Source organism: Bacillus sp. ISL-75 (genome assembly GCF_018613095.1).
In genome coordinates, this window is sequence record NZ_JAGGQX010000054.1 from 69,140 (window position 1) to 95,125 (window position 25,986).

Here is a 25,986-nt window from a genome sequence, read left to right on the forward strand (position 1 = left end):
TAATCTCCCCTCTGAAATTAGACTTAAATAGTTTTTCTTTTTTGACCAATATGGTCTATTGTAACCGCTATCAAAAGAATCATAAACGTAACAAATTGCTGCCAGTAAACTGAAACGTTAAGCAATACAAGACCGTTGTTAATTACTGCTAATAAGAGAACACCCAGCACTGCTCCGAATACGGATCCTTCTCCCCCCTTTAAACTTGTGCCTCCAATGACAGCTGCTGCAATGGCTCTTAACTCTGCACTATCACCAGTTGTAGGTGAAGCTACACTAAATCTAGCTAATGTTATAATTCCAGCTATACTTGCTAATAAAGCGGTGAGAACGAAGACACCCATTTTAATTTTAGTGACATTGATACCTGATAAAACAGCTGCTTTTTCATTGCTTCCGATATAAAATACTTTTCTAAATGCTTCTGATTTCCTCATTAAGTAATCAAACGCAATCGTGCCTATAATTAATAGAATAATCATAAACGGAACTCCGGCTATGCTACCTGTACCAATGAATCGGAAGGATTCAGGGATACCGCCTATTGATAGTGGAGAACCTTCTGTGAAAATGTATGCACTACCTCGAGCAATACCCATCATAGCCAAGGTTGTAATAAAAGGGTTAAGACCGACTTTTCCTACAAAAAGGCCGTTTATTAACCCACAAATCAAGCCTACAAGAATAGCTACTAAACACGCAGACCAGATTTCAATTCCAGCTAAATACAAACTTCCAGCCACTACACTGGCCAGTCCCATTATTGATCCTACCGAAAGATCGAATGCACCAGATACTAGTGCAACCGTCATACCAATAGCAATAATTCCATCCGTTACCAACGCAATTCCCGTAGATGTCATATTACCGCTCGTTAAAAACTGTGGCGATAAAATAGTTAGTACTGCCGAAACTAGAAAAATGATAATCAATAAACTTGTTTCTCTAAAACCAAAAGTCACCTTAAACAAATTACTTGACTTGATTCTGCCCATTGTACTTAGATTATTACTCACAATCATGGTTTACACCTCTTTCTAACTTTATATATTAAACAGTAATTCCTGAAGCTAAAGTCATGATTTTTTCTTCATTTAAATCTTCTTTTTCCAAAATATCTTTTATTTTCCCTTCATGCATGACAGCTACACGATCACACATTCCAATGATTTCTGGCAATTCAGACGAAACAATAATAATTCCGATTCCTTTTTCAGAAAGTTCTCTTAATAATTTGTAGATTTCCAGCTTCGCACCAATATCGATTCCTCTCGTTGGTTCATCTAAGATTAATACTTTCGGTTCAATAGCCAACCATTTCGCCAAAAGGACTTTTTGTTGATTTCCACCACTTAATCCTTCAACTGGTTGCCTGACATCGGATATCTTAATAGAAAGTCGCTTTACGTATTCGTTAGACAATTCACGTTCCTTACTACTTTTAATAAATAAACCGTTTTTGATTTTTTTCAAAATAGCTGCTGTTATGTTCTTTTCAATACTTTGATCTAAAAAAAGTCCCTGTTCTTTTCGGTCTTCTGGCACATAACCTATTCCCAGCCCGATAGCCTCGTTATATGTTTTAATATTCAGGAATTTTCCATTCAAATAGACTGTACCTTTTGACTTTTCATCAATCCCACAAACCGTACGCATCACTTCTGTTCTACCCGCTCCTACTATTCCGGAAAAACCAAGTATTTCCCCCTCATATAAAGCGAAATTAATGTCATTAAAAATTCTATTTAATCCTAAATTCTCAACTTTTAGGATCTCTTTATTCGTAATGCTAGTTGATTTAGGGGGATACTTATTTTCAATATTTCTTCCAACCATCATGTTAACAATCTGATTTTCTGTAATATCAGTAGTTTTAACCGTATCTATATATTCACCATCTCTTAAAATAGTTACCTTATCACAAATCCTGAATATTTCGTCCATTCGATGGCTAATATACAAAATACTTACACCTTTGTTCTTCAGCATTTCCACAATTTCAAATAAAACTTCTGCTTCTGGTTGAGTAAGAGAGGAAGTCGGTTCATCAAGTATTAACAACTTGCAATTAAGGGACATAGCTTTCGCAATTTCAACGATCTGTTGTTCTGCAATATTAAGTGTTCCAACAATCTGGTTTGGTTTGAAATTTACTTTAAATATATCAAGAACTTCCTGACAACTTTTATATAGATTTTTATAGTCAACCATGGTCGACTTTTTCTTTGGCAACCGGCCAATGTAAATGTTTTCTGCAACTGTCATATGAGCACATAAACTTAATTCTTGATGAACGAGTCCAATTCCAGCCTCCTGAGATTCTTTTGGATTATTAAATCTGACCTTTTTTCCTTCGAAAAAGATATCACCCTCCTCCGGTTGATGAACCCCTCCGATAATCTTCATAAGGGTTGATTTCCCTGCACCATTTTCCCCCACTAGACTATGTACCTCACCTTTTCCTACAAGCACGTTAACATTTGATAGCGCTTTTGTACCGGGGAACAATTTTGATATCGCTTTCATTTCTAGCAAATATTTAGAATCCATTTTTTCACCTCACAAACATTATTTTATGAGATTCGGAAATAATCTCACTAAGTACCTCTCGACAAGTAAATATTTTTTAACTGTGATTCTACTTGAGCTTTTCATCAACATAAAATTAGCTATTATAAATTCTTCCTACAAGCTATTAAATTATGAATGACCTCCTTTTTTAGTAAACTATCAAATTATGAAATGTAACATGTGAAATTTCACATGTTACATTTCATATGTTAAGGTAAGAATTTGTTCAAGTCAATTACTTTTTAAAATATTTAGTCAAATGATAAGAACCAGAAGTTGTTAGTTTCTTTTTAACTCTTTTGTTTCCGCTTCCCACATTCCATATAAGTAAGTTGCACCAAGAGCACGATCAAACAAACCATAGCCAGGTTTACCAATCTCACCCCAGATCATCGGACCATGATCCGGACGAATTGATCCTGCGTACTCAAACTCGCGTAAAGAACGAATGATTTCATACATGTCAAGTGAACCATCTGTTGATAGGTGTGCTGATTCGTGAAATGACTTTTCCCCAATTATCTTGATATTACGGGCATGCATGAAATTTACACGACCAAGTTTTCCAAAATGACGTACAAGTTCGGGGAAATTATTTTCCGGATTTGCGCCTAGTGAACCGCTACAAAGACATATTCCATTATTGGGACTATCGTACAAGTTTATTAAGCGCTCGATATTTTCCTTGTTTGTAATAATGCGAGGCAGTCCATAGACAGACCAAGGCGGATCATCCGGATGAATCGCCATTTTAACATTTGATTCATCGGCAATCGACATGATTTCACGTATAAAATAGCTTAAATTTCCCCATAAATCATCTTCAGAAACTGATTCATATTGCTCAAATAAACGTTTTAAATCTTCTTTTTCATAGCTAGAATCCCATCCAGGAAGAGTAATTCTCCGTTAAGAGGATTCATTTGCTTTAAGATTTCCTCTTCATAAATCAAACAAGTAGAGCCATCGGGTAGTTGATAATCCAGGGAGGAACGCGTCCAATCAAATACAGGCATGGAATTATAACATACAACAGGTATACCTGCTTTTCTTAAATTTCGAAGGGTTATTTTATTATTTTTGATATATTTCTCTCTTGATGGTAAGCCTAATTTAATATCTTCATGGGCAGGAACGCTTTCAATAACCTCTAATGATAATCCATTTTTTTCTATTTCCCCTTTCAGTTCCAAAATTTTTTCATACTGCCATGCTTCACCTACCGGGACATCATAGATAGCAGATACAATCCCAGTCATACCAGGGATTTGACGAATATTTTCTAATGTTACCGGATCGTTGTCGCCATACCAGCGAAAGGTCATTTTCAATTTGATTACCCCCATCACATCTAAATTTAAAAATGAAATGTAGAATGTAACATGTTACAATTTAAATAAGAAATATCAGGAGGTTTTACTGTGAATCACTTAATTGAAACGTCGGCTCTCGCAACACAAATATATAAGGTTCTTCGAAAAGAAATTATAAGTGGAGTATTCACACCTGGAGACAAGCTAGATATTAATAAGCTAGCAGAGAAGTTTGAAGTGAGTCGCTCTCCAGTTAAAGAGGCAGTTACTCAATTAGTTCACGAAGGTTTAATTGAAATATTGCCTCGCAAAGGAACTTATATTACACAATTGAGATATAAAGATTTTATTGAAGTGCTCGATGCACGGTTCATGATTGAAACATGGGCTGCACGTATAGTTATCTCTCATGTATCAGATAAACAAATTAACAAATGGGAAGAATTACTTGTAAAAATGAATTCATTATTAGAACAACAGCCATTTTCTTTTGAATCTTACAGCAAACTTGACATGGAGTTCCATCAATTGCTAGTTCAATGGGCTTTAAATCAGAAAGTCGAAGATATCTATAATTCAATTAATCCTCAAGTTGCGCTAGCTCGAGCAGTATATAGTAACGTCTTTGAAAATAGTATAAAGCGACATACAGACCATCACTATATGTATGAAGCTTTAAAAAATCGCGATCTCGCCAAACTTATTGATGTTTTACAAAAACATAGTGATAGTGTAAAAAATGATATTAAATTACAATGGAACGAACAACTGCACGGTCCAATTGATGAAGCAAAACCGTAAAGCCAAAGAAGTAACAACAATCATTACGTTTTCATAGAAAAGCATAATCATAATCAGCATTACTTGTTTGGTTATTTTCTCTTTAATATTAACCAGTCGCTGTGCGTCATTTAGTACTAAGGTGGGGGCATCTCCCCTTTGTCTTCAACTATCTCTTATCAATCGTACTTGTATATTTCTAAGTCGTTATTAAATTAAATGTATAGTTTCGATTACCCAACAAATCATTATCAGGGAATCGAAACTATTTGTTTTATTACTCTTGAATGTTTAACACGGTTACTTTTTCACGTGTCATTGATTCAATGCTCCTACGGATTCCTTGTGCACCCATGCCTGATCCTTTTACACCGATAAACGGGAAATGGTCTGGACCGCGTTCAGTTCGTCCATTGATTTGCACGGAGCCTGTTTCTATTTTACCGGCAATCGAAAATGCTTTGTTAATGTCTTTTGTAAATACACTTGCTTGCAATCCAAATTCAGACTTGTTTGCAAGTTCAATCGCTTCTTCATCAGAAGTTACACGGAGGACAGGCAATACTGGTCCGAATGGTTCTTCCCAGGCTACTTTCATATCTTCTGTTACATGATCCAGAAGGGTAGGATAAATTAAATTGCGTTCACGCTTGTTTCCTACTACAAGTGTTGCGCCTTTTTCGAGGGCATCTTCGATTAAGCCTTGGACAAAATCAGCTGATTGGTCGTCAATTAACGGAACAACCGTGCTGCCTTCTTCTGGAGAACCTACAGCTAATTTTCCAATCTCTCCTTTTAAAATGCCCACAAGCTCATCCGCTACACTTTCATGCACCAATACACGTTTAATCGCTGTGCAACGTTGACCTGAATAAGAAAACGCACCGCTGATAATTTGTTTTGCTGCTTCTTCCAGGTCTGCATCTTCACGGACAATCCCTGGGTCTTTTCCGCCAAGCTCTAGAACAAGCGGAATCATCCAGGCTTTCTTCGCTAAGCGTTTACCTGTGTTTGTTCCCCCTGTGAAGGAAATCATGTTAATTCCTGTGTGTTCGACAAGGTAATCCCCAATCACAGAACCACGGCCTGTCACTATATTTACAATCCCTTTTGGAAGCTCTGCTCTGTGAAGGGCCTCAATCATTTTAATCCCGCTAATAGCACCTTGCGTTGCAGGTTTGAAAATAACCGCATTTCCTGAGATAAGTGCCGGTGCTAGCTTTGCAGCAGCTAAGTTTACTGGATAGTTAAATGGAGGAATTGCTAGTACCACACCTAATGGGACACGTTCCACAATGGCGATTTTCGACTTGGAACCTCCAGGGAAACTTTCCCCTCTCATGCTTTCACCATGCATATGCAGCGCTTCTTCAATTGTGTAACGAATGAAATCCGCCGTGCGCACGACTTCATTCTTCGCATCCTTCAGGCTCTTGCCGACTTCCTTCATAATAATTTCAGCGATTTCTTCTTGCATGTTGACTAATTCATCTGCCCACTTATATAAATAGTTCGCACGTTGTTGAAGAGAATTTTCCGCCCATTCTTTTTGTGCCACATATGCAAAAAGAATCGCTTCATCCACTTCTTCCTTCGTAATCGCCTGCACTTTTCCAATTACTTCGTTGAGATAAGGTGAACGGATGTCAATAGTCTGACCCGATTGGCTTTCTTTCCACTCCCCATTTACATAAAACTTATATGAAGATAAAGTTAAAACGTTTGTTGGCATCAAAATTCCTCCATTAGTTAAATATTATTAAAATAAAAAAATTTCTGTTTATTTTTCTTAAAAAATAACTATTTATAAATTTCTGTATATTTTCTATTATTTAAAGTAAAAAAGACTTACATAGTCCTGTAATATTTCCACTCACAAATTAAAAATAGAATTAATGTCTTTTATTAATTTTATTTTAATATTGTTGTTAGAAAATCTATTTTGCTTTTCGCATTATCTTCCACGATTATGTCGATTCTACTATCAATCCTTTTATCAACGGGTTTCCTATTAATCGCTTTTACTGCTTGTTCAACGCTTAAATACCCCATATCATAAGGATTTTGAGCTATGGTAGCACTATTCTTTAACTTTTCAACTTCCTGTACCATCATCATAGTTCCGTCTGTTCCTACGACTGGAATCTGAATCCCTTTTTCCTTCAATTCTTTTAAGGTACCATTCGCAACAATATCAGTAGCAGCAAAAACACCTTTAATGTTAGGATAGGCCAGCAAAATGTTGTTTAATGTTCGCTTTACTTCCCCCGATTCGTTATCTGCCGGCAGTTCCGCGATAATTTTAATCCCAGCAGCCCCTAAAACATCTCTTGCACCCTTCAATCGATCAATCATATCACTATTAACTATGGTTGGCTGAATAAAAGTTACTTGATCGCCAGGCTGCAACATAGATCCCAACAGTTCTCCGGACATTTTACCTAATAGGTAATTATCTGTTCCTATATACGAAGTCTGGCCATTCCAATCGACGTTGGTATCCACAAGCAGTACAGGAATGTTGTTTCTCTTATATTTCTCCAAAATAGGAATAGTTGTAGATGGTTTAATGAGGGCAACGATTAGTGCATTTGGCTTTTGCTTCAGAATATTTTTTAGTAGATCCACTTGGTTGACTTCGTGATTAGGCGCTAAAACCGTACCATCTATATTGAAATCTCGAAAAGCCTTTTTTGCTCCTGCCTCAATGATTTTCCAATACTGTGACTCATCATCTAATGTTTTCAAAACGACAACAACCTTTGGCTTATTCTCTCTTTTATTTAAATATAAGCTTATTAAAATAACAAGAAATACAACAACAATCAAAAGAAGTATTCTGGTCCTTTTTAACACTCTTCTACCTCCTCAGATTATGGTCGAGGCAGATGGATTCTTCCTTATAAATAGAGGCTAACCTACAATAGATTAACCTCTTGTCTATGTTTTCAATAGGTGATCCAAAACGATTTAAAATGATTATTCACTAACAATCTTTAGTTCAGTACCCAATTCAATGGAAGGGATTTCTTTATTTTCTAAGTACAACGTGCCTGGTAGTTCTGGAGTAGTCGATCCATCAAAACGCAAAGTAATATGTCCTAAAGTCGTTAGGTTTCGATGAACAACATTTCCAACAGATGTTATATCAAATTTTTCATTGTTAATATAAAGCACTTGTCCTGCTTTAATTTCCTCATTGGCATTTACAACATCAATGTTATAGCAAAAATCTTTTAGATCTTGAGGAGCCTCGTTACCAAATAAAATAAACATTTTTTCTTCTAAGAAAGTATTCGCAAATGGACCTATATTTTTAATTGTATTTTCATAAATTGTTTTCATATCTTCTGGCACCGACATTTCATGCCGTGCCTACCTCCAATACTCTAGAATCTTCATTAAAATTTTATAATTTTTTCTTTATACATAAAAACGTTGGATATCCACTCCATTGAAGATAAATTCTGGAGCTGTAAGAATTTTAGTGGTATAAACCAAAGCTTGCTAGCCAGGCAACAAATACCCTTGGAACCCCTATTAAGAACCTCGAGTAGAGAACAGATGGTACACCAACTTCTACTGTTTCAGCTTCTGCTTCAGCAAGTCCTAACCCTACAGGAATAAAGTCACAGGCATTTTGCGTATTAATGGCAAACAAAGCTGGTAGAGCCAGGTTTGGAGGGATAGTTCCCCTACCAATTTCCACCCCAATGAGTGTTCCGATAATCTGCGCGATAACCCCTCCAGGTCCAAGTAATGGAGACAAAAACGGTAAAGAACAGATTAGACCGATTAATAGCAGCCCCCAAATATTTCCTGCAAGTGGTGACATAATTTTAGCGAATACTTTTGCAATTCCGGATCCTTGAATAATTCCAATTATCAAAGATACAAACGCCATGAAAGGAATGATCGTGTTAATCAATGTTTGTACAGCATCACGACCTGCTTGATAGAAGGTGCTAATTACTTTTCCTGCTCCAAGGCCGAATTTTGTTATAATGCTTTGATTTTTATTTGCTGCGAGAGTTTGAGATATCTTCTTATCACTGCTATACTTGAACTCTTTTTCAGGCTCAGGGAGTTTTTCAGCTGCAGCAGCTACGGACGCTTCAGCACTATCAACTAACTCAATTTGATCGACATCCACGGCAGAAACATAAAGATCTTCAGTGATAAATTTAGCTAATGGACCGCTTTTTCCTGTCGGCATAATGTTGACAGTTGGAATCCGCTTTTGCGGGTAGATTCCACAGCGTAATGTGCCGCCGCAATCAATAATAGCCAAAGCAATCTGTTCTTCTGGAACGGATGTTTGGAAACCATTCACAGGCTCGGCACCGGTTAGTTCAGCAATTTTATCAACGATCGCCGGCTTTGCACCGCCGCCTGTAATATAAACAATTTTATTTTTAGCTGCAGTTGGTGAAATCGTCAGTGGACCCCCGAAACCACCGCTGCCTTTTACTATTTTAATCGAACGATACTCAGTCATCTTAAACCCTCCCACATCTTAGTGATGTAACTTCACTTCTGTTTTCAATTTGATTCCTTGCTGTTTTTCAACCAATTTTGTCGTAAAATCTGTAATCCAGCCAGCAAAGAAGTTCATCACCAAACCAACTAAAAGATACCGAACCGCTAATTCGGCTGTACTAAAACCAAGCTTTTCAATCCCTGCTGCGATCCCGAGAAAGATAAACAATTCACCTGGGTTGATATGTGGAAATAATCCATTGCTTGTGTGACAAAAATACGCTCCAGAAGCATAGTAGCTTGGCTTATATTTTTCTGGTAAAAAACGTCCTAGTGACAATGCCATTGGATTACCCAGCATAAACGACCCAATAAACGGAAGAACTAAATATCTTAAGAACGGGTTTTTCGAAGAAGCCATCGCCAACCTGTTAATCCGTTTTTCTCCAATCAACTGAATCAAGGTATTCATCGCAACCATTAATAACAAAACAACCGGAACGATCCCTTTCATCCATGAAATAAACACGCCTGCACCAGTTTGGAATAATTTCATAAAACCTTCGGCAAATAAAACGATATAATCCATTATCTTTCACCTCTTATTATTTTTTTATGGCAGCCACACGCTCTGCCTGCAGCATCATGCGTTTAAAAAGACTATTCTTTTCCGGAATTTCGCCACCGCTCATGATAACTTTGTAATTATGAACTGCATCCAGAATGGCTAATTTTAATAGTTTATTGCAATGTGCCATATCTTTTTCTTCAAGTGTTTTAATGTTTTTATCCTCAAAGCCATCCAAATCCCTGACTTGTGCCATGACAGTGACTCCTTGGATTTTCTTTGCCTTCAGAATCTTCCCGCTATTGGTTACAGCAAACATGACAATGGTACCTGCGCGGACCTTTCCAGGCTTTTTCCCGATTGCTACTTTTCCAATCCTGCGTAACTCTGCATACGCTTTCGAAAAATGCTTGATTTGCAAATAACCTAAGGCCATTTGAAAGACAAATGCACCTGCAATAAATATCATGATGATAAAAATTTGCATCGTTTCACTTCCTTACAAATTGATTTATGACCTACTTGCTTGTTCGAGGTATAGCGATAAATCCTCATAGCTGTTGGTACTAGCCAATTGATTTATCAATTGTTTGTCAGCAGCAATTTGAATGATCTCATCGTAAATTTTCACTAAAAGACTCGCATCGTTATCTGTTTGTTCCGGTATTCCTAACAGAAAGACTAATTTTATTTCTTTTCCATCGACTGTTATCTTTTCCGGGAATACCCCCAGTGCAAGCTCTATTTTATTAGATTTATGATTAACGGTATGCGGTAAGGCAATATACTGATCAAAAACCATCGATCCTTTTTCTGCCCTTATCTTAAGCCGTTCTTTAAAACCCTCGTCGAAATAGCCCTTCTTCACTAAAGCATCTATCATTTCATTCACATTTCCGTGATAACTTTTCCTACTATCTAAAATGAAGTATTTTTCTTCATTTGTTAGAAGTTTTACGATGGAATGATGACTTCGAGCATTTTTAAGCTTAAACTTCTTCAAATAGGTTACTTTTTCAATTTCCCGTGAAACAATATTTTCATCAAATATCTCATTGATCATGATTAATGGTGAGTCGGTCTCAAATCCAATTTTTACTGTTGAAAAAACAATATCATAATCAGCTAATTGTTCTTTCGTTACCTCTTTTTCCGGAAATAGATCAATTTCTGTATTTTGATTAAGAACACGTTGTAATTGTATAGCAACCAATTTAGCTGTTCCTCTTCCGGTTCCGCAAACGACCGCAACCCTATTCAAACGTTTAACCTTTACTTCATTCTGAGTAATAAAAACTCCGAAATAGAAAGCTATATAACCAAGCTCATCATCAGTAACCTCAAGATTATATTCATTTTCAATAACTTGTCCAGCAATCGCAGCCATTTTAAAGGCTACAGGATATTTCTCCTTCACATCGGATAGTAAAGGGTTTTTCAAACGCAAACCAAACATCAGACGGTTTAACATAAACGTTAAATGATATTGTAAATCCTTAAAAAAGATTTGATTCTCATGAATAATCCCCTTATCCAAACCAATCTGTTCGAATATCAAATTTAACAGGTTTTTAATATCTTCGGTAATCGTAATATCAACCATCGTTCGATTGTTTGTCGGGGTTCTTCGACCAGCAATCGGTAACGTTATAAACAAAATTTCAGGCTCAGAAATGGTGATAGGCAAATGACTTTCTATTACCTCAATAACTTCTAATGCAATTTGATAGTCTTTTGTGTTCAAAAGCTTGTGATGTTTCTCTTGAATCCCCATAAGTGGATGATTTTTTAAAAGTCGGTCCAACATGACAATGACAAATTGCATTAACCTATTTTGGGTGGTAGATTCCAAATCATATTGATTGGCAATCCTTATTATCGCTTCTTTAATATCCTCATCTAATGGATAGAGGCTATACAAAAAGTCATAAACGTTATCTAAGATAAAAAAACGCAAATCATGTTCATTACCACTTAAATACATGCCGCTGTTTGGTTTCCCACGAATCACTAAATTATAAGACTTCAAGGCCACTGCTGATTTTTTCAATTCATTTACAAGAGTCGTTCTGCCTATATTCATATCAAAAGCCAATTCATCCAGGGTATTCGTCTTATCACAGTTTATTAATCGATCAATTATAAAAGCAATCCGCCGCTGTGGTGAGTCTAGAAAATTATTCTCTGCATTAATTTTCCCCATCAGTTCCTCAAACTTTTGCTCATCCTCAATAACCAGACGGTAGCCTTTACCCTTTTCGTTGATTAATGCAGCGATCCCATTCAAGTCACTGTTTAGCTGCTTCATATAATTACGGATGGTCCTAGTACTAACCTCCATTGTTTCTGCAAGATAATCTAATGAGCAGTATTCTTTTTTTCTCGTCATTTCAATTAACTGGAAAAGTAGTTTATCTATTGATACGTCAGACATTTAATCACCACCTTCTCTTTAAAAGTGAATGTCTAAATTTAAATATATCGGGCAATTAAAGATTTTGTTCTAATTCCAAATTGCCCACCTATTAGACATTCACATAAAGGCTTTATCTGACTCTTAAAAAGCTCCAGTTATTTTTTAACCGCGAGATTTACCGCCTGAGATATTATACGTTGTACCCGTAATATAACTTGCACGGTCTGAAGCAATGTAAGAAACTAGATCGCCTATTTCACTTAATTTTCCTTCTCGTCCTAAAGGAATGGACTTACTATAATCGGTCGCTAGTCCATCCACTGTAACTCCTCGAGTATAAGCAAGAGCTTCATTATATGCATCTGTTCTCAATCCTGTTGTTTCCATAATACCAGGGGCTACGGCAACAACACGGATATTGTATTTGCCTAATTCCTTTGCCCACGCACGAGTGAAGGAGATTACTGCTCCTTTTGTTGCAGAGTAACAGCTTTGGCCCGCCGATCCTTCCTGTCCAGCCTCTGAAGCAATGTTAACAATTACACCCTTATTTTGCTTTAACATTTCCTTAGCAGAAGCCTGTGCACAAAGGAATGGTCCCTTTTGGTTTACAGCTACCATAAAGTCAAAGTCCTTTTCACTTAACTCATATTCCGGTTTTTCTCCTACGACATCTACTAATAATCTTGGAAGATTTACACCTGCGTTATTTACTAAAATATCCACTGAGCCAAACAGTTCAACTGTTTTGGCTACCATATTGTCAACGCTTTCCTTATTTGTCACATTACACTTTATAAAATAAGATCCATCATCTTGTAGTCCTTCCTCTACATTCAAATCTGAGACAACCACTTTGACTCCATTATTTAATAGTTCCCTTGTAATATATAAACCAATACCAGAAGCACCACCTGTTACAATTGCTACTTTTCCTTCTAAATCAAGCCAAGAATTACTCATCTATATTTCCTCCTTATCCTGTTTTCAACAAAACGTTTTCTGATTACGTTTTCAGTATAAGAAGTTTTACGGTTTAGATTAATACACAGTTTTTCACTTAAAATGAAAAGGGTTGTATTATTAGGTGAGAAAGCTATTTAAGATCTTACGAAGCAGTATTTCCACTTTTTCATCCTGTTTTACAATTTACTCCATATTATTAATCCCTAGTAGAGTAGAAATCATATCCTTGTATTCCTAACGATTTAGACAAATGTGTCGAAGCAAATATCTAGTTACTGCCACATTTTGTATACCTTTTCAACACAAAAGAGCCTCTTTTAACGAGAGGCTCAATACTAGAAGATATATTCAAAATGGGAGTGTCTATCAGATTCATTTTGCACTAGGCCATTTTTCTAATGTCCTATAAAAAGGTGGGTTTTATGATCTTTTGTTAGTTGAAATCCTTCTTCTAGTTTACTACCTCTTACCAATGGCTATAATTTATACTGATATTCGTTAATACAACAGTATTAACGAATACCTCCCTTGGATCCCCCAGATTCGAGAGGGAAATTAAGCACTACTACATCACACAATAGATATTTACTATATTTTTCTATTTTCTCACCTACTCTTATTTTTCTCGAATTCAAGGAGGATATAAATGTATAAAATTTCCTCATATCAATTGTTTGCAATGATATTTATTTTCCAATTAGGAACAAACATTATATTTGGCTTTGGAGCCGCAGCTGGCCGAGATGCGTGGATTAGTCAACTAGTTTCAGCTTTTCTAGGCATATTCGTTATTTTGTTATACACTTCCTTAATGCGTATGAACCCAGGGTTAACTCTTGTTCAGTGGTTTCCGGCACAATTTGGACGATGGATAGGAATACCCATTGCATTTTTGTATCCTCTCTTGTTTCTGTATCAATCATCACGCGTTCTTGGAGATATTAGAGATATGATTTCAACAACATTATTATTCAAAACACCACTTATAATAATTACAGGGGTATTTGCCCTACTCATTCTATATATCCTTTATGGTGATTTTGAGATCATTTCTCGGTTCGCAGAATTAACTCTTCCCATCATTTTGGCGCTTTTTGGTATTGAGGTAATATTTCTTTTTAGCTCAGGTGTAATGCATCTAAAAAATCTTCAACCTATATTAGAAAACGGATGGGGACCCATCTGGAAGGTTGTGTATCCAGGCGGTATAAATCTGAGTTCTGGGATAACAATCATATTCGCCATGTTCTGGACAGAGACATCGCATCCTGAAAAGATTAGGAGGATTACTATTCTTGCCATTTTACTATCTGCAATCATGTTAACATGCTTTGACATGTTAGCTATTTCAGTTTATGGAAGTCTGTTTTCACATTTTCTGTATCCGCTTTACACATTATTGAGTTTAATCCGTGTCGGAGAATTTATTGAAAACTTACAAATTATTGGAGTCATATATTTTTTTACAACGGCATTTTTGCATGCTTCGATTCTCGTGTTCGCAGCGGTAAAAGGTATCCAGCAATTGTTGCGTATGAAGGACTATCGTAAACTTGTCGTCCCAGCAGTCATTATTGTACTGTTCTTAGGAATGACAATGTCAAAAAACATCTCCGAGCATATCTACTATCAACACATGAAAATATTGGCACCTTATATTTGGGTACCAATGTATTTAGTATTACCAACCATACTATTCATCGTAACGTGGTTTCGGAAAAAGGTGTTTAAATAAAAAAACGTGTTAGGATTTCGTTAGTACGGGTAGATCGGCCAACTTTATTGTCAATCTGATTTTCTGTCAAATATTGATGGTCCTGTTACTCCTATTCGTCGAACCGTTAAATTTACTTTTACAGAAACCTCAGCTTCCGAAAACTTTCTATCCCAGTTTTTCTCTAAGGACTTCCATTGATGTGGATTTTTTCTCTGAATTACATCACTAATTCCAAAGACATCGGTCCCATACTCTTTTTGTATCTTTGTCACGGTTTTTAGTACCATTTTTTCAACATGTTTGTCCAATGCTTTTTGAGCAATGGTAATATTTTTGATCTGAGTAAGATCTAGACTCGTGTTGTTTTCTCGAATCATTCCTTGTCCATTTAATGTGATAAATATTTTTATCTTGTTCCTTTGCATCATGGGCTTAATCATACTATCCAACTTGTTTATATCCAAACTAACATAGCCTTTCTTTTGAGGTACAAAGGCTGTAATTGTCAGTTTATCTAGGTTTCCAGTTACCCAGCGTAGCACCTTTCCTGCTTCTACATCTAAGAACCCAATCAATTTAAGGTCTTTATTAAAAATTCCAGTTCCTGCGATACTAAAACCTTTCGTATTGGATTGATCCCCTATTGATGAAGAAGAGGGGGATCCAAATGCAATTGCAGGCATGGTTGGGTAACTACCCTCACTGGTTGCAGAGAGTAAAAAGTTTAGAAATCCTACTTCATTTAGGGCCCCCATTTGGTTATATTCTTTTAAAGCCCCTAGCGCGGGTATATTCTCTAGCGGGTACGACGTTTTTAGAAAATCCTTGGCAGTTCCTCCCTTGATAACAAAAATATCCGTGAGTAAATTGATGTTGGGATCCCGAGTGTAAGTATCTAATACATCTTTGATTCCTTGTCTAGCCAGTGATTCTCCAATCACGATGACCCGCCGCTGGCCACGAAATATTTGTCGAGAAAGCTTTGTCTGCATTTGCTGTACTGCATCGAGTGTATCCTTTCCAATACCCGTTGCAACAAAAAAGGGTTTTCCCTGACTTCCTCCACTACCACCTCCCTGTCCTCCACCTATTTTGGACGGGATTATAATCTGTGTACTTATCTGAATATCCTTGTTCTTGGCTTTGTCGATCCCCCATGCGAGTTCAATGGCACGATCGTTTAACTCCATACTATCCCAACAACCCGTGAGGAAGAACATTGATGGAACGAAAATGAAAAAAACGATTAGTTTCCTATTCATCTATCTGGTCTCCCTCATTTCGGCTTGGTTGTTGACCATCCTGAACACGCTTTTTATCTGCTCCAGAGATGAATGCAGGACGATAGGTCATGCTCCATCTAGGTACACGAATGAATACATCCTTCAAGTCTTCGGGAATTAACGGAGATACTGGACTCATATATGGAACTCCAAACGAACGAAGTCCGAGGAGATGTATTATCATTAAAAAAATGCCAAATATTATTCCATATAAGCCTAGTGTTCCTGCCAAAATCAACATCGGGAAACGAAGAAGTCGGTATGAAGCCCCAAGGTTGTATCGTGGTATTGCAAACGATGCAATGCCTGTCGTAGATACAACAATCACTACGGGCGCAGATACGATACCTGCCTGTACAGCAGCTTGCCCAATGACGAGCGCTCCCACTATACTAACAGCTGAACCAATAGGTTTTGGCAAACGAATACCTGCTTCACGAAGACCTTCAAACATAAATTCCATCAACAACGTCTCAACGACGGTAGGAAACGGGACCCCTTCCCTGGAAGCAGCAATACTGATTAGAAGAGTTGTAGGAATAAGCTGCGGGTGATATGCTATGATTGCAACATACAAAGACGGGAGAAGCAGCGCAATATTAAATAAACTATAGCGGATGAATCGAACGAAAGTCGTATATATAGACCGTTCATAATAATCATCCGCCGCCTGTAGGCCACTCCAAAATGTCATCGGAACGACCAACACAAATGGGGTATTATCGACGAAAATGGCGACTTTGCCTTCTAACAAACTGGAACATATGATATCGGGGCGCTCGCTATTTTGGATTTGAGGAAATGGAGACCAGGTGGAATCCTCAATAAATTCTTCGATATAACTTGATTCCATCACCCCGTCAATTTGGATTCTTCTGATTCTTTTCCGGACTTCCTCTAGGACTGTTTTCGTGGCAATTCCATCAATATACGCAATGACAACATCGGTCTGAGAAACTTGACCAACAGTAATAGACTCCATTTTGAGTTTTGCACTTCTTATTCGTCTGCGTGCAAGGCTTGTATTGATTCGCAATGTTTCTGTAAACCCATCCCTTGGTCCACGGATAGTTGTTTCGGCAGCTGGTTCCTCAACACCTCGTTTTTCGAATCCTTTGAGGTCCGCGACTAATGCCCTACTTTCTCCATCGACTAAAATGATGCTACTCCCCTTCAAGATGCCATCAACCACATCTTTAATTGTAGAAATCTTCTGAACTTGTGTGATAGCAACAAGCTGCTGTTCGATGACTTGTTCTAACGTTGGAACTTTTCCCAATCCATTGGGAAGCCCATCAAACATCATTGGCTTTAAAACTACTTCATCTAGAGTCTTTGTATCACTCAAACCATCAATATAAATTAAAAATAGTTTGGTTTCACCGTGGATTTGGATTGGGCGAAAAATGATATCTGAACAATCTTGAAATATCTCTCTAAGTATCTTCTCGTTTATAGCGAGTTCGATGTTTAAATCTACATTTTGAACGTTAGGAGACGGAAAATTTGACGATTCAATATTGTTTAAGATCTTGTTAAAAGCCGAATGCTTCCGATTTTTTTTCGAATCATACATAACTCGTCTCCTTGATGTCCAATATATGCTATTACAATTTCAAAAAATCAAATTCCATCATAGCATTCCCCTTAGCTGCGATAACAATTCGTAACTTAACCGAGGTGCTTTTAGGTTTACATCTTCATCGTAGGTCTTCTCATCTTCAGTACCAAAACCATAGCTGTCATATATAATGGTTCGACAGGAAAACGAGGAGTCAAAGCTATTTTCCAATTTACATCCTCTAAAACCATAGCAATTCATTCTTACTCCTCCCTTTTTTGAATCTAACGCATAATAATTCATACAAATATATAATTAAAAAAGCTAGGCTTCCATCCAATCATATTTAGGTGAACGCTCATAGTCTACTGTGACTATAAATGAAAGGATGATATTAATGTATCATTACATATTTTTACATCACCACAATCCGTGGTATAGACCAATAGTAGTTCCACTTATTCCTCCACCACCGATACCACCAGCTGCTGTTTCCTACCGGAATTTGTTGAATGGATTATGGTTTACAATGCACTGAGTGGTGTTGCTATCTAGGTCATACGCAAAATTAAAATTCTTTTCGTGTATGGTTAGGGGTCCCACCAACAAAACGCGGAAAACATACGCTTAGCAAAATTCGACATGAATAAAGCCTATTTTTCATACGTTAAGGCATCACCGACATTTGATTTTTTCTGTTTCTTGATAATGATATTAATGATTTTTAAATTTAGTTTTGACTATATCGAATTACGCATTGCGCTGTAAAATGAACAGCAGTCCTTTAAATCTTAAAAAGCTCTGATGGAAGACTATGGCCCAATTGGGATCATCTATCAAAATGGTAAAAATATGTCTAAACAAAATTTTAGCATCAAAAAAGCCAATTTTCCCCTTAGCGTAGGAAAAATTTTGTTTTATTATTGGACTTTGGTAATTTAAACTTTCTACTATTTTCAATGTTTCCATTTGCTTTATAACGACTTGCCGTATAAGCAGATACATTTTCACTAGGTTTTTCAAAATAAGCAGCATTTCCTTAATTCTCCTCTAAGGATGGATCCACAAAACTAAACTCAATCTTATTATTGAAAGCACACTGCAGCTCCTTTTTCTCCACAAATGCACCGTTATTCTTCGCGATGTATTCAGAAGCTTTAAGCCGATCCTTCATGTCAGCACCAGCATCCCGCATAATCATATCGGCTTTGCAATACGCTCCTGATCCTTGATCATTTCGCGCTGCATTTTGAATGCTAACGGCATGAATGAGGCTGGCTGCCATTTTAATTTACCACGATCTCGTATTGCCATTTCGGTCACCTCCTTCATTTCATCACCCTTATTACACACAAACAAGTGTTCTGTATCATACAAAAATAAAAACGCCTGGTTAGGCGCCAAAACTTGCTCTTCTTTAACTAAGTGAATTTTTTCACATTCTTGTGCTTTTCACAGTGTCTTTTATTACAGGAATGTTGCCCTTTCCTATTTTAAGATCACCAGATATTTCTGGTTGACCATTTTTTATATGGTTTTATTATAACAGTAGCCAGGATAGAACGTACCTGCCCGTGGGACTCGGATCCCGTCAACTAAACAGTTCGCCCCCTACTTGTATAAACGTGTTTGAGACTGGTTGGGACATAGACTCGAATAAAAAGCAAAGCTATGATACTGCAAGAAGGATTAGGGGTACCGGTGAATAATTGGTGTGTCAAAAGGTTAAAGTCAGGTTCAAGCATTATTGGTTGGTTAAGTGGTTATTTATTTTGTTTAATGGTCGTTCTTTATTTTCATAACAAGCGATTTATTAATATCCATAACAATCTTTCTGCGCAAGGTTGAGAAATAAAAACCTCAAATTGCTAATACTAGGAAGAGTGTAGGTTATCCTACACTCTTTTTTGGATTATTAATCCGTATATGCTTTTTCGCCCATAGTTTTTCAATAAAACCTGTACCAAAGAAAACTCCAGCCACAATAAAAACAAATCCAAATAATTGTGAAGCTGTAATTGTTTCATTTAAGAAAAGTACGGAGAATACAAGACCAAAAAACGGAACAAAGTTATCAAATAAGGCGGCTTGCCCTGCCCCTATCTGCTGAATAGCTCCATAAAAAACAATATACCCCACTCCTGTTGACACCACCCCTGACACGATAAATAAAAAGTAAATAAATAAAGAGGCAGAAGTCATTTCATTGACTCCCCCAGGTTCAGTTATAAAACTGATGATCAACAAACCAACTGAGCCTGCTAGGGACATTATTGTGGTTAACTGTTTTGAATCAAGTGTTTCTGTTGCTTTTTTTACGAAAATAAAACTAATGGCTTGGACCAACATGGCAATAAATAAATAAAATTCTCCTTTAGATAATTCCATACTAATGAGTGAACCGCCTTGAATAAAAAAGACACCGGTAAATGCGAGAATAATACCTATCATTCGCCACCTTGTTAATTGCTCACCTAAGAAGAGTGCGGCAAGTATTGCTGTTGTAAGCGGTACTAATGCGAGGATTAAAGAAGCATTAGAAGCATCAATCATTGTTAAGCCTACTGCTATAAGCGAGTGATGTAGAATGACACCAAATAACATTCCGAGCAGTGTATAAATCCATTCCCTTTTCGATAAACGACGAAAGGATTTTCCAATAACGATTATGATTAATGCTGTAATCCCAGCCATCATAATTCGAAATGCCGTCATTGTTTGTGGAGGTAAATCTTCCACCAATACTTTAATTATAACAATATTGAGTCCCCAAATAGCCGTGACAAAAAATAATAAACCATATGTTAGTAATAATCGTTTTTGATTCACAAGTTCCCCTCCAATTTTTCTCTCTGTATAAAACAATAATGGTGATGTTTTGTTCTATGTATAAAAATACAAAGAACAGTGGGTAAACTAAAGTGACTTTTGTATATGTTCTTTGAATAAAAAGAAAGTTGCAGCAAGCGTTGAGATGAATACAAAAAGCCAGAGTGAATGAAGATATTAATAAAGTTTAGTTATTATAGATAACATAAAATAAGAGCAGTGGTGAAAAATGCCCCACAGATCTTATCACTATTTCGATAAAATTTTAGTGCTCTGCTTGGATAATCCAATAAATTTAGTTTCACTAACAAATGTAGAACCCAACAGGAGTGCACCACCCAGCATTTGAATAATAGTCATTTGTTCTTTCAGGATAATTGCAGAAATCAATATAGCTACAAATGGATCTACATAACTTAGCATAGCTATACTCTGTCCTTTTAATTTTTCCATACCAGAGAAAAATAACCAAAATCCAATCCCTGTATTGATAATCCCTAAAATTAAAACAAAAGGAATAGAAGAAACTGATACTTCTAAGATACCAAAGCCTTCAGTAAGGAAAACATATGGCATTAGAAGTAAAGTGGTTGTTCCAAGCTGAATGATGGTCAGCTCTAACTTTCCCATATCTTTAATAAATTTATTTAAAAGCAATAACGCAGCATAAAATGCAGCTGCGATTAATCCAAAGGCAAGTCCAAGTATATCATCTGATCTGGATGCACTCACGCCTTCTCCTACAATCTTTAACATACTTATGATCGCTACACCAATACACACAATATTTTTAATGGATAACTGTTCCCGAAGTACAAAGGGAGAAAGAATCATCACAAACACAGGTGCAAAGTAATAACCTAGCGTTGCATTGGCAATTGTCGTATGGTCATACGATTGATAAAGAAAAATCCAATTTCCTCCCAATGCAATACCTGAAAGAATCAAAAATAAAGCATTAGATTTAACTAAATTCCATGATATTTTTTTCTTAATCATGAAGAATACTAGCAGTAAAAATAAGCATCCTAGGAAACTGCTTAGTAAAGCTCTTTCGCTCGATGATAGATCAATGTTTCGAACAACTAAACCAATTGTACCGAAAATAATCATTGATAATATAAACTGAATTTTAGATTTCATCGTCTACTCCTACGAATCTGCGAAACAGCTTATATTTCGCAGATTCTTAATCCGTTTTTAATATAAGTGATCACATGACCTCAATAATATTCAAGGGTAGAAATACTTCACCGATTTGTGCGTATGCTTTAAACAAAGATATCCAGTTTGCACCCATTTTTTTATATTTCGATCACTTTAGGAATGTACTTTGCTAGGTTAGAAAGTCATTGACGATCAGCTCTGTTTTGACCTTCATATATCCGGTTGTAGTTCCATCACTACATCCATACCACTCTTCCAAAAGAACATCCTTATCGAAAACCACCTGCACAAGATTTCCCCTGTCCATTAAAACACCAAATACAGTAGCAGCTCCGATTTTTACACCCAGAATTTGTTCCATTAGTTCTGCAGGAGCAAAGGAGACGCGTGATATGCCGAGTGCATTGCTGAAATCTTTTGCTTTGAATGGTTTATCTGCGGTCGTTATAAATAAATAAAATTCTGTCTTTTTACTATTGCTGAGGAACAGCGTTTTTACCATTTTCATATCCAATTTTTGATTGATCTCAATACAGTCCTCCATTGAAATTGCTTCATCTGTACTCACTCGTTCAAATGGAATCTGTAACTTTGTCAATGATTCATAGGCCGTTTCTTGTAGATGAGACTTGTAGCTGTCTGGAGCTTTTTCCATAATATCACTCACAAAAAACATCGTTTTACACCTTTTCCTTTCCTAACTTGAATAATTAATAGTAAAAATATATCATAATCACATACATTACAAAAACGAATGTTTATCATGATATGTATGACAAAATCAGATGGGATGAGGAAAGAGATATGAATATCCAAAAATATATGGCATTTGTCAAAGCAGTAGAATTGGGTAGTTTTACAAAAGCTGCCGAAATATTGGACTATTCACAGTCTGGGATTAGCCGTATGATAAACGATTTAGAAAAGGAATGGGGGATTTTCCTTTTTGAAAGAGGACGGGCTGGTATTAATTTAACCTCAGATGGTTTAAAGTTACTGCCCCAATTAAAGCGAATTTGTAATGAGTATGAAATCTTAATGAAGCAGATCGAAGACTTACATAATTTTGAATCTGCGATGATTCGTATTGGGACATTTTCCAGCGTAGCATCTCATTGGCTCCCTAACATTATTAAAATTTTCAAGAAGGATTACCCAATGATAAATTTTGAATTTCTGCTTGGTGATTATACAGAAATTGAGAGCTGGATCCTAAATGGGCGCGTTGACTTTGGATTCTTGCGGCTACCGACAAATGCAGAACTTGAAACAATCTTTTTGGAACAAGATCGTTTGCTGGTAGTAATTCCACAAAATCATCCTCTTGCTAATTGCGAAAAGTTTCCCATCAACGACTTACTGAACAGTCCGTTTATGCTGTTGGAAAAGGGGGCAAAAGCAGAAATCTCTGAAATTTTTGAGAGACACCATATTTCACCGCATGTTAATTTTACAACATGGGATGACTATGCCATTATGTCTATGGTGGAAAATGGGCTAGGAATCAGTATATTACCAGAATTGATATTACAGCGTATTCCTCACAAAATTATAGCGAAAGAGCTTGAGGTTCCTGCTTTTAGAAATATTGGTGTTGCTATGAGAGAACAAAAATCACTTTCCCTTGCGTCCAAGAAATTTTTAGAATATTTATCATATAGGAATAAAGAGTGAAAGAGTATGATCAAATTGTTAAAACACACATGACAGCCATTTTGAAATATTTGAAATATTGGGTTCGCACCTATATCCTGGTCCGAACCTTTTATGATTCTGAAGAAAATATTCAGACAGGCGACAATGAATGTTTTTAAACATATACTCACTAAATCCTTAGCAAACGAATGTATAAATAAGTATTCCTAATTTTTTCTGTAGATCCTTCTTGCACTCCCTGCCCCTTTAGCCATCCATGAATCGAAAAAACAGCTCTTCACCACGGGTTTGACCATCCCAGTAGCTGGGCCAAAAAGAAGATTCAAACAGCAGCAAGAGAAAATCCTTCTTTCTTTATCGAGAAAATTCATCGTCTAGAACCAGGGTCTCCGGAATTTTGGAGATATCCAGAATTATAGATGCGAATAAGCCATTCATACGAGTGGCTTATTTATATATAAATTCCTAGGGAAACATCCATAAATAGGAAGATAGTGCTATAATGTACCTGCCAGAGAGAAAAAAACGGTGGGTTGGCTGGAGGAATTGAGATGGGGAAAAGGGTAAGCGTTTGGCTGGTGGTGATGGTTTTTCTGCTTCTACATTCTACTAATCTCGTAATGGCGCATCCCGGGAATACCGACGCAAATGGCGGGCATACGTGCCGGACCAATTGCGACGACTGGGGGCTGAGATATGGAGAATATCACTATCACAACGGAAATTCAAATGGAACTGATGACTATAATAAAGGTTACAACAAGGGCTACGAGGTAGCGTATAGTTATACGTCTCAATGCGAGGAAGATTACAAATGGTGGTGGGAGGGACCACAGGCTTACGGAGATGGATTTGAAAAAGGCATTAAAGAGGGGCATGACGCTGGGTTGGAAGTTTGCTATGCAACGAGCAAACAGGAAGGATATGATCAAGGCTATGCCGATTACCAGGATGGAGTAGACTTCGATTCCGGCAACTACTCAGAGGATTACGCCCCCGCCTCCTATGAAGAGGGCTATCAAGAAAGCTGGGACGAGGCCGAAGCGGAAGCTCCATCTGAAGAGGAAGAAGAAGCGGTTGCGATTGAACCTGCCAGTAAGAGTGAAACAGAAGATTGGAATATGTATTCGGACAAACTAATCTATGAAATGGGATACGACGAGGGATACGAAACGGCGCAGGAAGGTTACACCTACGATGATTACGAAGAGAAAATCCACTTAAATTCCCTGCCTCTCCTAATATACCTGCTAATGAAATTTCACTTATTCCTTTAATCATAAGTAGTTTTTTGGCAAATGGTAATTTATAGAGAACTTCTTTAACTTATTGTTCAACTCTTTCGAGTTGTTTTACAGCGAGGTCATACTCCTCCAGTAATTGTTCTAAATGGAACTTATAAGCGTCCAGTGCTTGTCCAGTTCCAATCGAGGATTTTGCTAGATTGATTAGTAATTGAGCCTTTTTGGGTCCTGGTTGCCGCTGCATTAAAGACTTCCACCCCCTCATGACATCTATTGTTTCTAGTGAAGTTATTTCATCCGGTGTAGGAAATAAACGAAGGGTTGCAATCGCCCCTTTGCACGTTACATCTTTAAACACTTGTCTGATTTCTGGAAAGACCACATCCACCCATCGATTTACTTGATTAATAGACATCACGAGACGTTTGACTATTACATCACGGTTAGAAATTAGAACTCTAAGTTTCTCAAATGATTCGGATGTTGGACGAACAAAGGAATAGTAGCCGTTTTTCACCATATCCGCTATAACGAGGGCATCTTTTTTATCACTCTTCGATTGAGTATTGTCACGATTCTCTTTATTCCTTTTTACTAAGTGGGGATTCACAGTAACTACCTCAATGTTTTGTTTATTCAGCCATTTTGATAGGTTAATCCAGTAATGTCCTGTAGGTTCCATACCCACTATTGTTGAATCTAAGTTTTTTAGTTTTTGTAAGTTTTGAATCCAACTTAATAGTTTTACGAACCCCTCTTCATTATTTTCAAATGTAAGAGGATCTCCAACTACAATTCCACGGAAGTTAACAGCTCTTGCAACGTGTAATTGTTGGGCTATATCCACACCTACAATTAGATGTGTATCGGAAATTCTTTCTATTAGTTGATTTTGTTTGTCTTGCATTTTAAAATTCATAGTAGGGCTTCCTCCTTAAGATTCAGAGTTAGATTGGACTCTATACTCGTATCTTACTGAGGGCTCTATTTTTTTCAAACCTGATAATTAACGATCTACAGGAATGCTAAACTGCTCCGTTAGCACAATAAGAAAAGCCGCCTTCGATTGATGGCAGCACTCCTCTTCAAAAAATCAGTTTATATAAAACAAATCCAACTATTATTACAATAATTAGTATTCCTGTCCCTTTCCAACCCATACCACCAGTTAAATCAGTTAAATTCCCATTACTTCCTCTATTTAATGAATCGTTTAAAGAACCAGTTGGATTATTTTTTATTTCACTTTGTCTTAATCGTTCTCTTTTTTCTTCAGTGTTTTTGACACCCATAATTTACCCATAGTTGACGGTATTGCCTGTCCGGAAGTGGACGAGTATAATGTCCACGTATAATTCCGGAGAAAGGAAAAGACGCCTCCCATGATGTACAACTGCGCCAACAGTTATACGGGAGACGTCCCACAAAAACAACTA

The 25,986-nt window shown here is 36.9% G+C and carries 23 protein-coding genes and 2 pseudogenes; 4 read left to right on the forward strand and 21 right to left on the reverse strand.

What is annotated here, in order from left to right; translation table 11 throughout:
* Positions 1 to 23 precede the first annotated feature (23 nt).
* The 3 genes and pseudogenes from J7E63_RS21835 to J7E63_RS21845 form a co-directional block, all read right to left on the reverse strand.
* Positions 24 to 1,022: an ABC transporter permease gene (locus J7E63_RS21835; protein WP_215016446.1), complete on the reverse strand. Its 999-nt coding sequence runs from the start codon at positions 1,020 to 1,022 to the stop codon at positions 24 to 26.
* Between the two features lie 28 nt (positions 1,023 to 1,050).
* Positions 1,051 to 2,550, reverse strand: coding sequence for a sugar ABC transporter ATP-binding protein (locus tag J7E63_RS21840; RefSeq protein ID WP_215016448.1), 1,500 nt, complete (start codon positions 2,548 to 2,550; stop codon positions 1,051 to 1,053).
* A gap of 300 nt (positions 2,551 to 2,850) precedes the next feature.
* A pseudogene (locus tag J7E63_RS21845) lies at positions 2,851 to 3,902 on the reverse strand (mannonate dehydratase).
* A gap of 90 nt (positions 3,903 to 3,992) precedes the next feature.
* Between J7E63_RS21845 and J7E63_RS29770 the strand changes: the two are divergent.
* On the forward strand, positions 3,993 to 4,685 hold the full coding sequence (locus tag J7E63_RS29770; protein ID WP_308161991.1) for a GntR family transcriptional regulator: 693 nt from the start codon (positions 3,993 to 3,995) through the stop codon (positions 4,683 to 4,685).
* Positions 4,686 to 4,941: 256 nt separating this feature from the next.
* Here the strand turns inward: J7E63_RS29770 and J7E63_RS21855 are convergent, their stop codons facing one another.
* The 8 genes from J7E63_RS21855 to J7E63_RS21890 form a co-directional block, all read right to left on the reverse strand.
* Positions 4,942 to 6,396 (reverse strand): NADP-dependent glyceraldehyde-3-phosphate dehydrogenase, encoded by a 1,455-nt coding sequence (locus J7E63_RS21855; protein ID WP_215016450.1) that lies wholly within the window; start codon positions 6,394 to 6,396, stop codon positions 4,942 to 4,944.
* Between the two features lie 179 nt (positions 6,397 to 6,575).
* The gene (locus tag J7E63_RS21860; RefSeq protein WP_215016453.1) at positions 6,576 to 7,520 is read right to left on the reverse strand and encodes a sugar ABC transporter substrate-binding protein; all 945 of its coding nucleotides are present in this window, start codon (positions 7,518 to 7,520) and stop codon (positions 6,576 to 6,578) included.
* Between the two features lie 123 nt (positions 7,521 to 7,643).
* The gene (locus J7E63_RS21865) at positions 7,644 to 8,027 is read right to left on the reverse strand and encodes a PTS glucitol/sorbitol transporter subunit IIA (protein ID WP_251033673.1); all 384 of its coding nucleotides are present in this window, start codon (positions 8,025 to 8,027) and stop codon (positions 7,644 to 7,646) included.
* Positions 8,028 to 8,148: 121 nt separating this feature from the next.
* A complete protein-coding gene (gene srlE / locus J7E63_RS21870) occupies positions 8,149 to 9,162 on the reverse strand; it encodes a PTS glucitol/sorbitol transporter subunit IIB (RefSeq protein ID WP_215016454.1) in 1,014 nt (337 codons plus the stop codon).
* 18 nt (positions 9,163 to 9,180) lie between these two features.
* Positions 9,181 to 9,732, reverse strand: a complete 552-nt coding sequence (gene srlA, locus J7E63_RS21875; protein ID WP_215016456.1) for a PTS glucitol/sorbitol transporter subunit IIC — start codon at positions 9,730 to 9,732, stop codon at positions 9,181 to 9,183.
* Between the two features lie 16 nt (positions 9,733 to 9,748).
* Entirely contained in the window at positions 9,749 to 10,198 is a 450-nt protein-coding gene (locus tag J7E63_RS21880; RefSeq protein ID WP_215016458.1) for a transcriptional regulator GutM, read from the reverse strand.
* A 24-nt stretch (positions 10,199 to 10,222) separates the two neighbouring features.
* Entirely contained in the window at positions 10,223 to 12,145 is a 1,923-nt protein-coding gene (locus J7E63_RS21885) for a BglG family transcription antiterminator (RefSeq protein ID WP_215016460.1), read from the reverse strand.
* A gap of 144 nt (positions 12,146 to 12,289) precedes the next feature.
* Positions 12,290 to 13,090, reverse strand: coding sequence for an SDR family oxidoreductase (locus J7E63_RS21890; protein ID WP_215016462.1), 801 nt, complete (start codon positions 13,088 to 13,090; stop codon positions 12,290 to 12,292).
* Positions 13,091 to 13,739: 649 nt separating this feature from the next.
* Between J7E63_RS21890 and J7E63_RS21895 the strand changes: the two genes are divergently transcribed.
* A complete protein-coding gene (locus J7E63_RS21895) occupies positions 13,740 to 14,828 on the forward strand; it encodes a GerAB/ArcD/ProY family transporter (protein ID WP_215016464.1) in 1,089 nt (362 codons plus the stop codon).
* A gap of 50 nt (positions 14,829 to 14,878) precedes the next feature.
* On the opposite strand, the gene J7E63_RS21900 is transcribed toward J7E63_RS21895, so the two are convergent.
* The 8 genes from J7E63_RS21900 to J7E63_RS21935 all read right to left on the reverse strand — a co-directional run bounded on the left by J7E63_RS21900 (position 14,879) and on the right by J7E63_RS21935 (position 22,326).
* Positions 14,879 to 16,072, reverse strand: a complete 1,194-nt coding sequence (locus J7E63_RS21900) for a Ger(x)C family spore germination protein (RefSeq protein ID WP_215016465.1) — start codon at positions 16,070 to 16,072, stop codon at positions 14,879 to 14,881.
* Entirely contained in the window at positions 16,065 to 17,669 is a 1,605-nt protein-coding gene (locus tag J7E63_RS21905) for a spore germination protein (RefSeq protein WP_215016467.1), read from the reverse strand. The genes J7E63_RS21900 and J7E63_RS21905 overlap by 8 nt, the downstream gene beginning before the upstream one ends.
* A gap of 57 nt (positions 17,670 to 17,726) precedes the next feature.
* Complete coding sequence (locus J7E63_RS21910; protein ID WP_215016469.1) at positions 17,727 to 17,915, reverse strand: hypothetical protein; 189 nt, start codon at positions 17,913 to 17,915, stop codon at positions 17,727 to 17,729.
* 489 nt (positions 17,916 to 18,404) lie between these two features.
* Positions 18,405 to 18,689, reverse strand: coding sequence for a hypothetical protein (locus tag J7E63_RS21915; RefSeq protein WP_215016470.1), 285 nt, complete (start codon positions 18,687 to 18,689; stop codon positions 18,405 to 18,407).
* Positions 18,690 to 18,693: 4 nt separating this feature from the next.
* The gene (locus tag J7E63_RS21920; RefSeq protein WP_215016472.1) at positions 18,694 to 18,939 is read right to left on the reverse strand and encodes a hypothetical protein; all 246 of its coding nucleotides are present in this window, start codon (positions 18,937 to 18,939) and stop codon (positions 18,694 to 18,696) included.
* A gap of 605 nt (positions 18,940 to 19,544) precedes the next feature.
* Positions 19,545 to 20,483 carry a DMT family transporter gene (locus J7E63_RS21925; protein ID WP_215016474.1) on the reverse strand — a complete coding sequence of 313 codons (939 nt, stop codon included), beginning with the start codon at positions 20,481 to 20,483 and terminating at the stop codon, positions 19,545 to 19,547.
* A 249-nt stretch (positions 20,484 to 20,732) separates the two neighbouring features.
* On the reverse strand, positions 20,733 to 21,626 hold the full coding sequence (locus tag J7E63_RS21930; protein WP_215016476.1) for a DMT family transporter: 894 nt from the start codon (positions 21,624 to 21,626) through the stop codon (positions 20,733 to 20,735).
* A gap of 193 nt (positions 21,627 to 21,819) precedes the next feature.
* The gene (locus J7E63_RS21935; RefSeq protein WP_215016478.1) at positions 21,820 to 22,326 is read right to left on the reverse strand and encodes a prolyl-tRNA synthetase associated domain-containing protein; all 507 of its coding nucleotides are present in this window, start codon (positions 22,324 to 22,326) and stop codon (positions 21,820 to 21,822) included.
* Positions 22,327 to 22,454: 128 nt separating this feature from the next.
* Here J7E63_RS21935 and J7E63_RS21940 point away from each other — a divergent pair, with 128 nt between their 5' ends.
* Both J7E63_RS21940 and J7E63_RS29775 read left to right on the forward strand, forming a co-directional pair.
* Complete coding sequence (locus J7E63_RS21940; RefSeq protein ID WP_215016480.1) at positions 22,455 to 23,324, forward strand: LysR family transcriptional regulator; 870 nt, start codon at positions 22,455 to 22,457, stop codon at positions 23,322 to 23,324.
* 602 nt (positions 23,325 to 23,926) lie between these two features.
* Positions 23,927 to 24,583, forward strand: a complete 657-nt coding sequence (locus J7E63_RS29775; RefSeq protein WP_251033682.1) for a YHYH domain-containing protein — start codon at positions 23,927 to 23,929, stop codon at positions 24,581 to 24,583.
* Here the strand turns inward: J7E63_RS29775 and J7E63_RS21950 are convergent.
* Both J7E63_RS21950 and J7E63_RS21955 read right to left on the reverse strand, forming a co-directional pair.
* A pseudogene (locus J7E63_RS21950) lies at positions 24,507 to 25,469 on the reverse strand (IS110 family RNA-guided transposase); the annotation flags it as partial. The gene J7E63_RS29775 and the pseudogene J7E63_RS21950 sit on opposite strands and share 77 nt — an antisense overlap.
* Before the next feature lie 166 nt (positions 25,470 to 25,635).
* Positions 25,636 to 25,845, reverse strand: coding sequence for a DUF6366 family protein (locus tag J7E63_RS21955; RefSeq protein WP_215016501.1), 210 nt, complete (start codon positions 25,843 to 25,845; stop codon positions 25,636 to 25,638).
* Between the last annotated feature and the right edge of the window lie 141 nt (positions 25,846 to 25,986).

Excerpts from the sequence above, each read along its gene's own strand:
- J7E63_RS21885 (WP_215016460.1), bottom strand. The coding sequence starts at position 12,145 with ATGTCTGACGTATCAATAGATAAACTACTTTTCCAGTTAATTGAAATG.
- J7E63_RS21855 (WP_215016450.1), bottom strand. The coding sequence starts at position 6,396 with ATGCCAACAAACGTTTTAACTTTATCTTCATATAAGTTTTATGTAAAT.
- J7E63_RS29775 (WP_251033682.1), top strand. The coding sequence starts at position 23,927 with ATGGCGCATCCCGGGAATACCGACGCAAATGGCGGGCATACGTGCCGG.
- srlA (WP_215016456.1), bottom strand. The coding sequence starts at position 9,732 with ATGGATTATATCGTTTTATTTGCCGAAGGTTTTATGAAATTATTCCAA.
- J7E63_RS21935 (WP_215016478.1), bottom strand. The coding sequence starts at position 22,326 with ATGTTTTTTGTGAGTGATATTATGGAAAAAGCTCCAGACAGCTACAAG.
- J7E63_RS21915 (WP_215016470.1), bottom strand. The coding sequence starts at position 18,689 with ATGCTGCTTATTTTGAAAAACCTAGTGAAAATGTATCTGCTTATACGG.
- J7E63_RS21910 (WP_215016469.1), bottom strand. The coding sequence starts at position 17,915 with ATGAATTGCTATGGTTTTAGAGGATGTAAATTGGAAAATAGCTTTGAC.
- J7E63_RS21835 (WP_215016446.1), bottom strand. The coding sequence starts at position 1,022 with ATGATTGTGAGTAATAATCTAAGTACAATGGGCAGAATCAAGTCAAGT.
- J7E63_RS21920 (WP_215016472.1), bottom strand. The coding sequence starts at position 18,939 with ATGGCAGCCAGCCTCATTCATGCCGTTAGCATTCAAAATGCAGCGCGA.
- J7E63_RS21900 (WP_215016465.1), bottom strand. The coding sequence starts at position 16,072 with ATGAATAGGAAACTAATCGTTTTTTTCATTTTCGTTCCATCAATGTTC.
- J7E63_RS21930 (WP_215016476.1), bottom strand. The coding sequence starts at position 21,626 with ATGAAATCTAAAATTCAGTTTATATTATCAATGATTATTTTCGGTACA.
- J7E63_RS21865 (WP_251033673.1), bottom strand. The coding sequence starts at position 8,027 with ATGTCGGTGCCAGAAGATATGAAAACAATTTATGAAAATACAATTAAA.
- J7E63_RS21895 (WP_215016464.1), top strand. The coding sequence starts at position 13,740 with ATGTATAAAATTTCCTCATATCAATTGTTTGCAATGATATTTATTTTC.
- J7E63_RS21840 (WP_215016448.1), bottom strand. The coding sequence starts at position 2,550 with ATGGATTCTAAATATTTGCTAGAAATGAAAGCGATATCAAAATTGTTC.
- srlE (WP_215016454.1), bottom strand. The coding sequence starts at position 9,162 with ATGACTGAGTATCGTTCGATTAAAATAGTAAAAGGCAGCGGTGGTTTC.
- J7E63_RS21890 (WP_215016462.1), bottom strand. The coding sequence starts at position 13,090 with ATGAGTAATTCTTGGCTTGATTTAGAAGGAAAAGTAGCAATTGTAACA.
- J7E63_RS21880 (WP_215016458.1), bottom strand. The coding sequence starts at position 10,198 with ATGCAAATTTTTATCATCATGATATTTATTGCAGGTGCATTTGTCTTT.
- J7E63_RS21905 (WP_215016467.1), bottom strand. The coding sequence starts at position 17,669 with ATGTATGATTCGAAAAAAAATCGGAAGCATTCGGCTTTTAACAAGATC.
- J7E63_RS21940 (WP_215016480.1), top strand. The coding sequence starts at position 22,455 with ATGAATATCCAAAAATATATGGCATTTGTCAAAGCAGTAGAATTGGGT.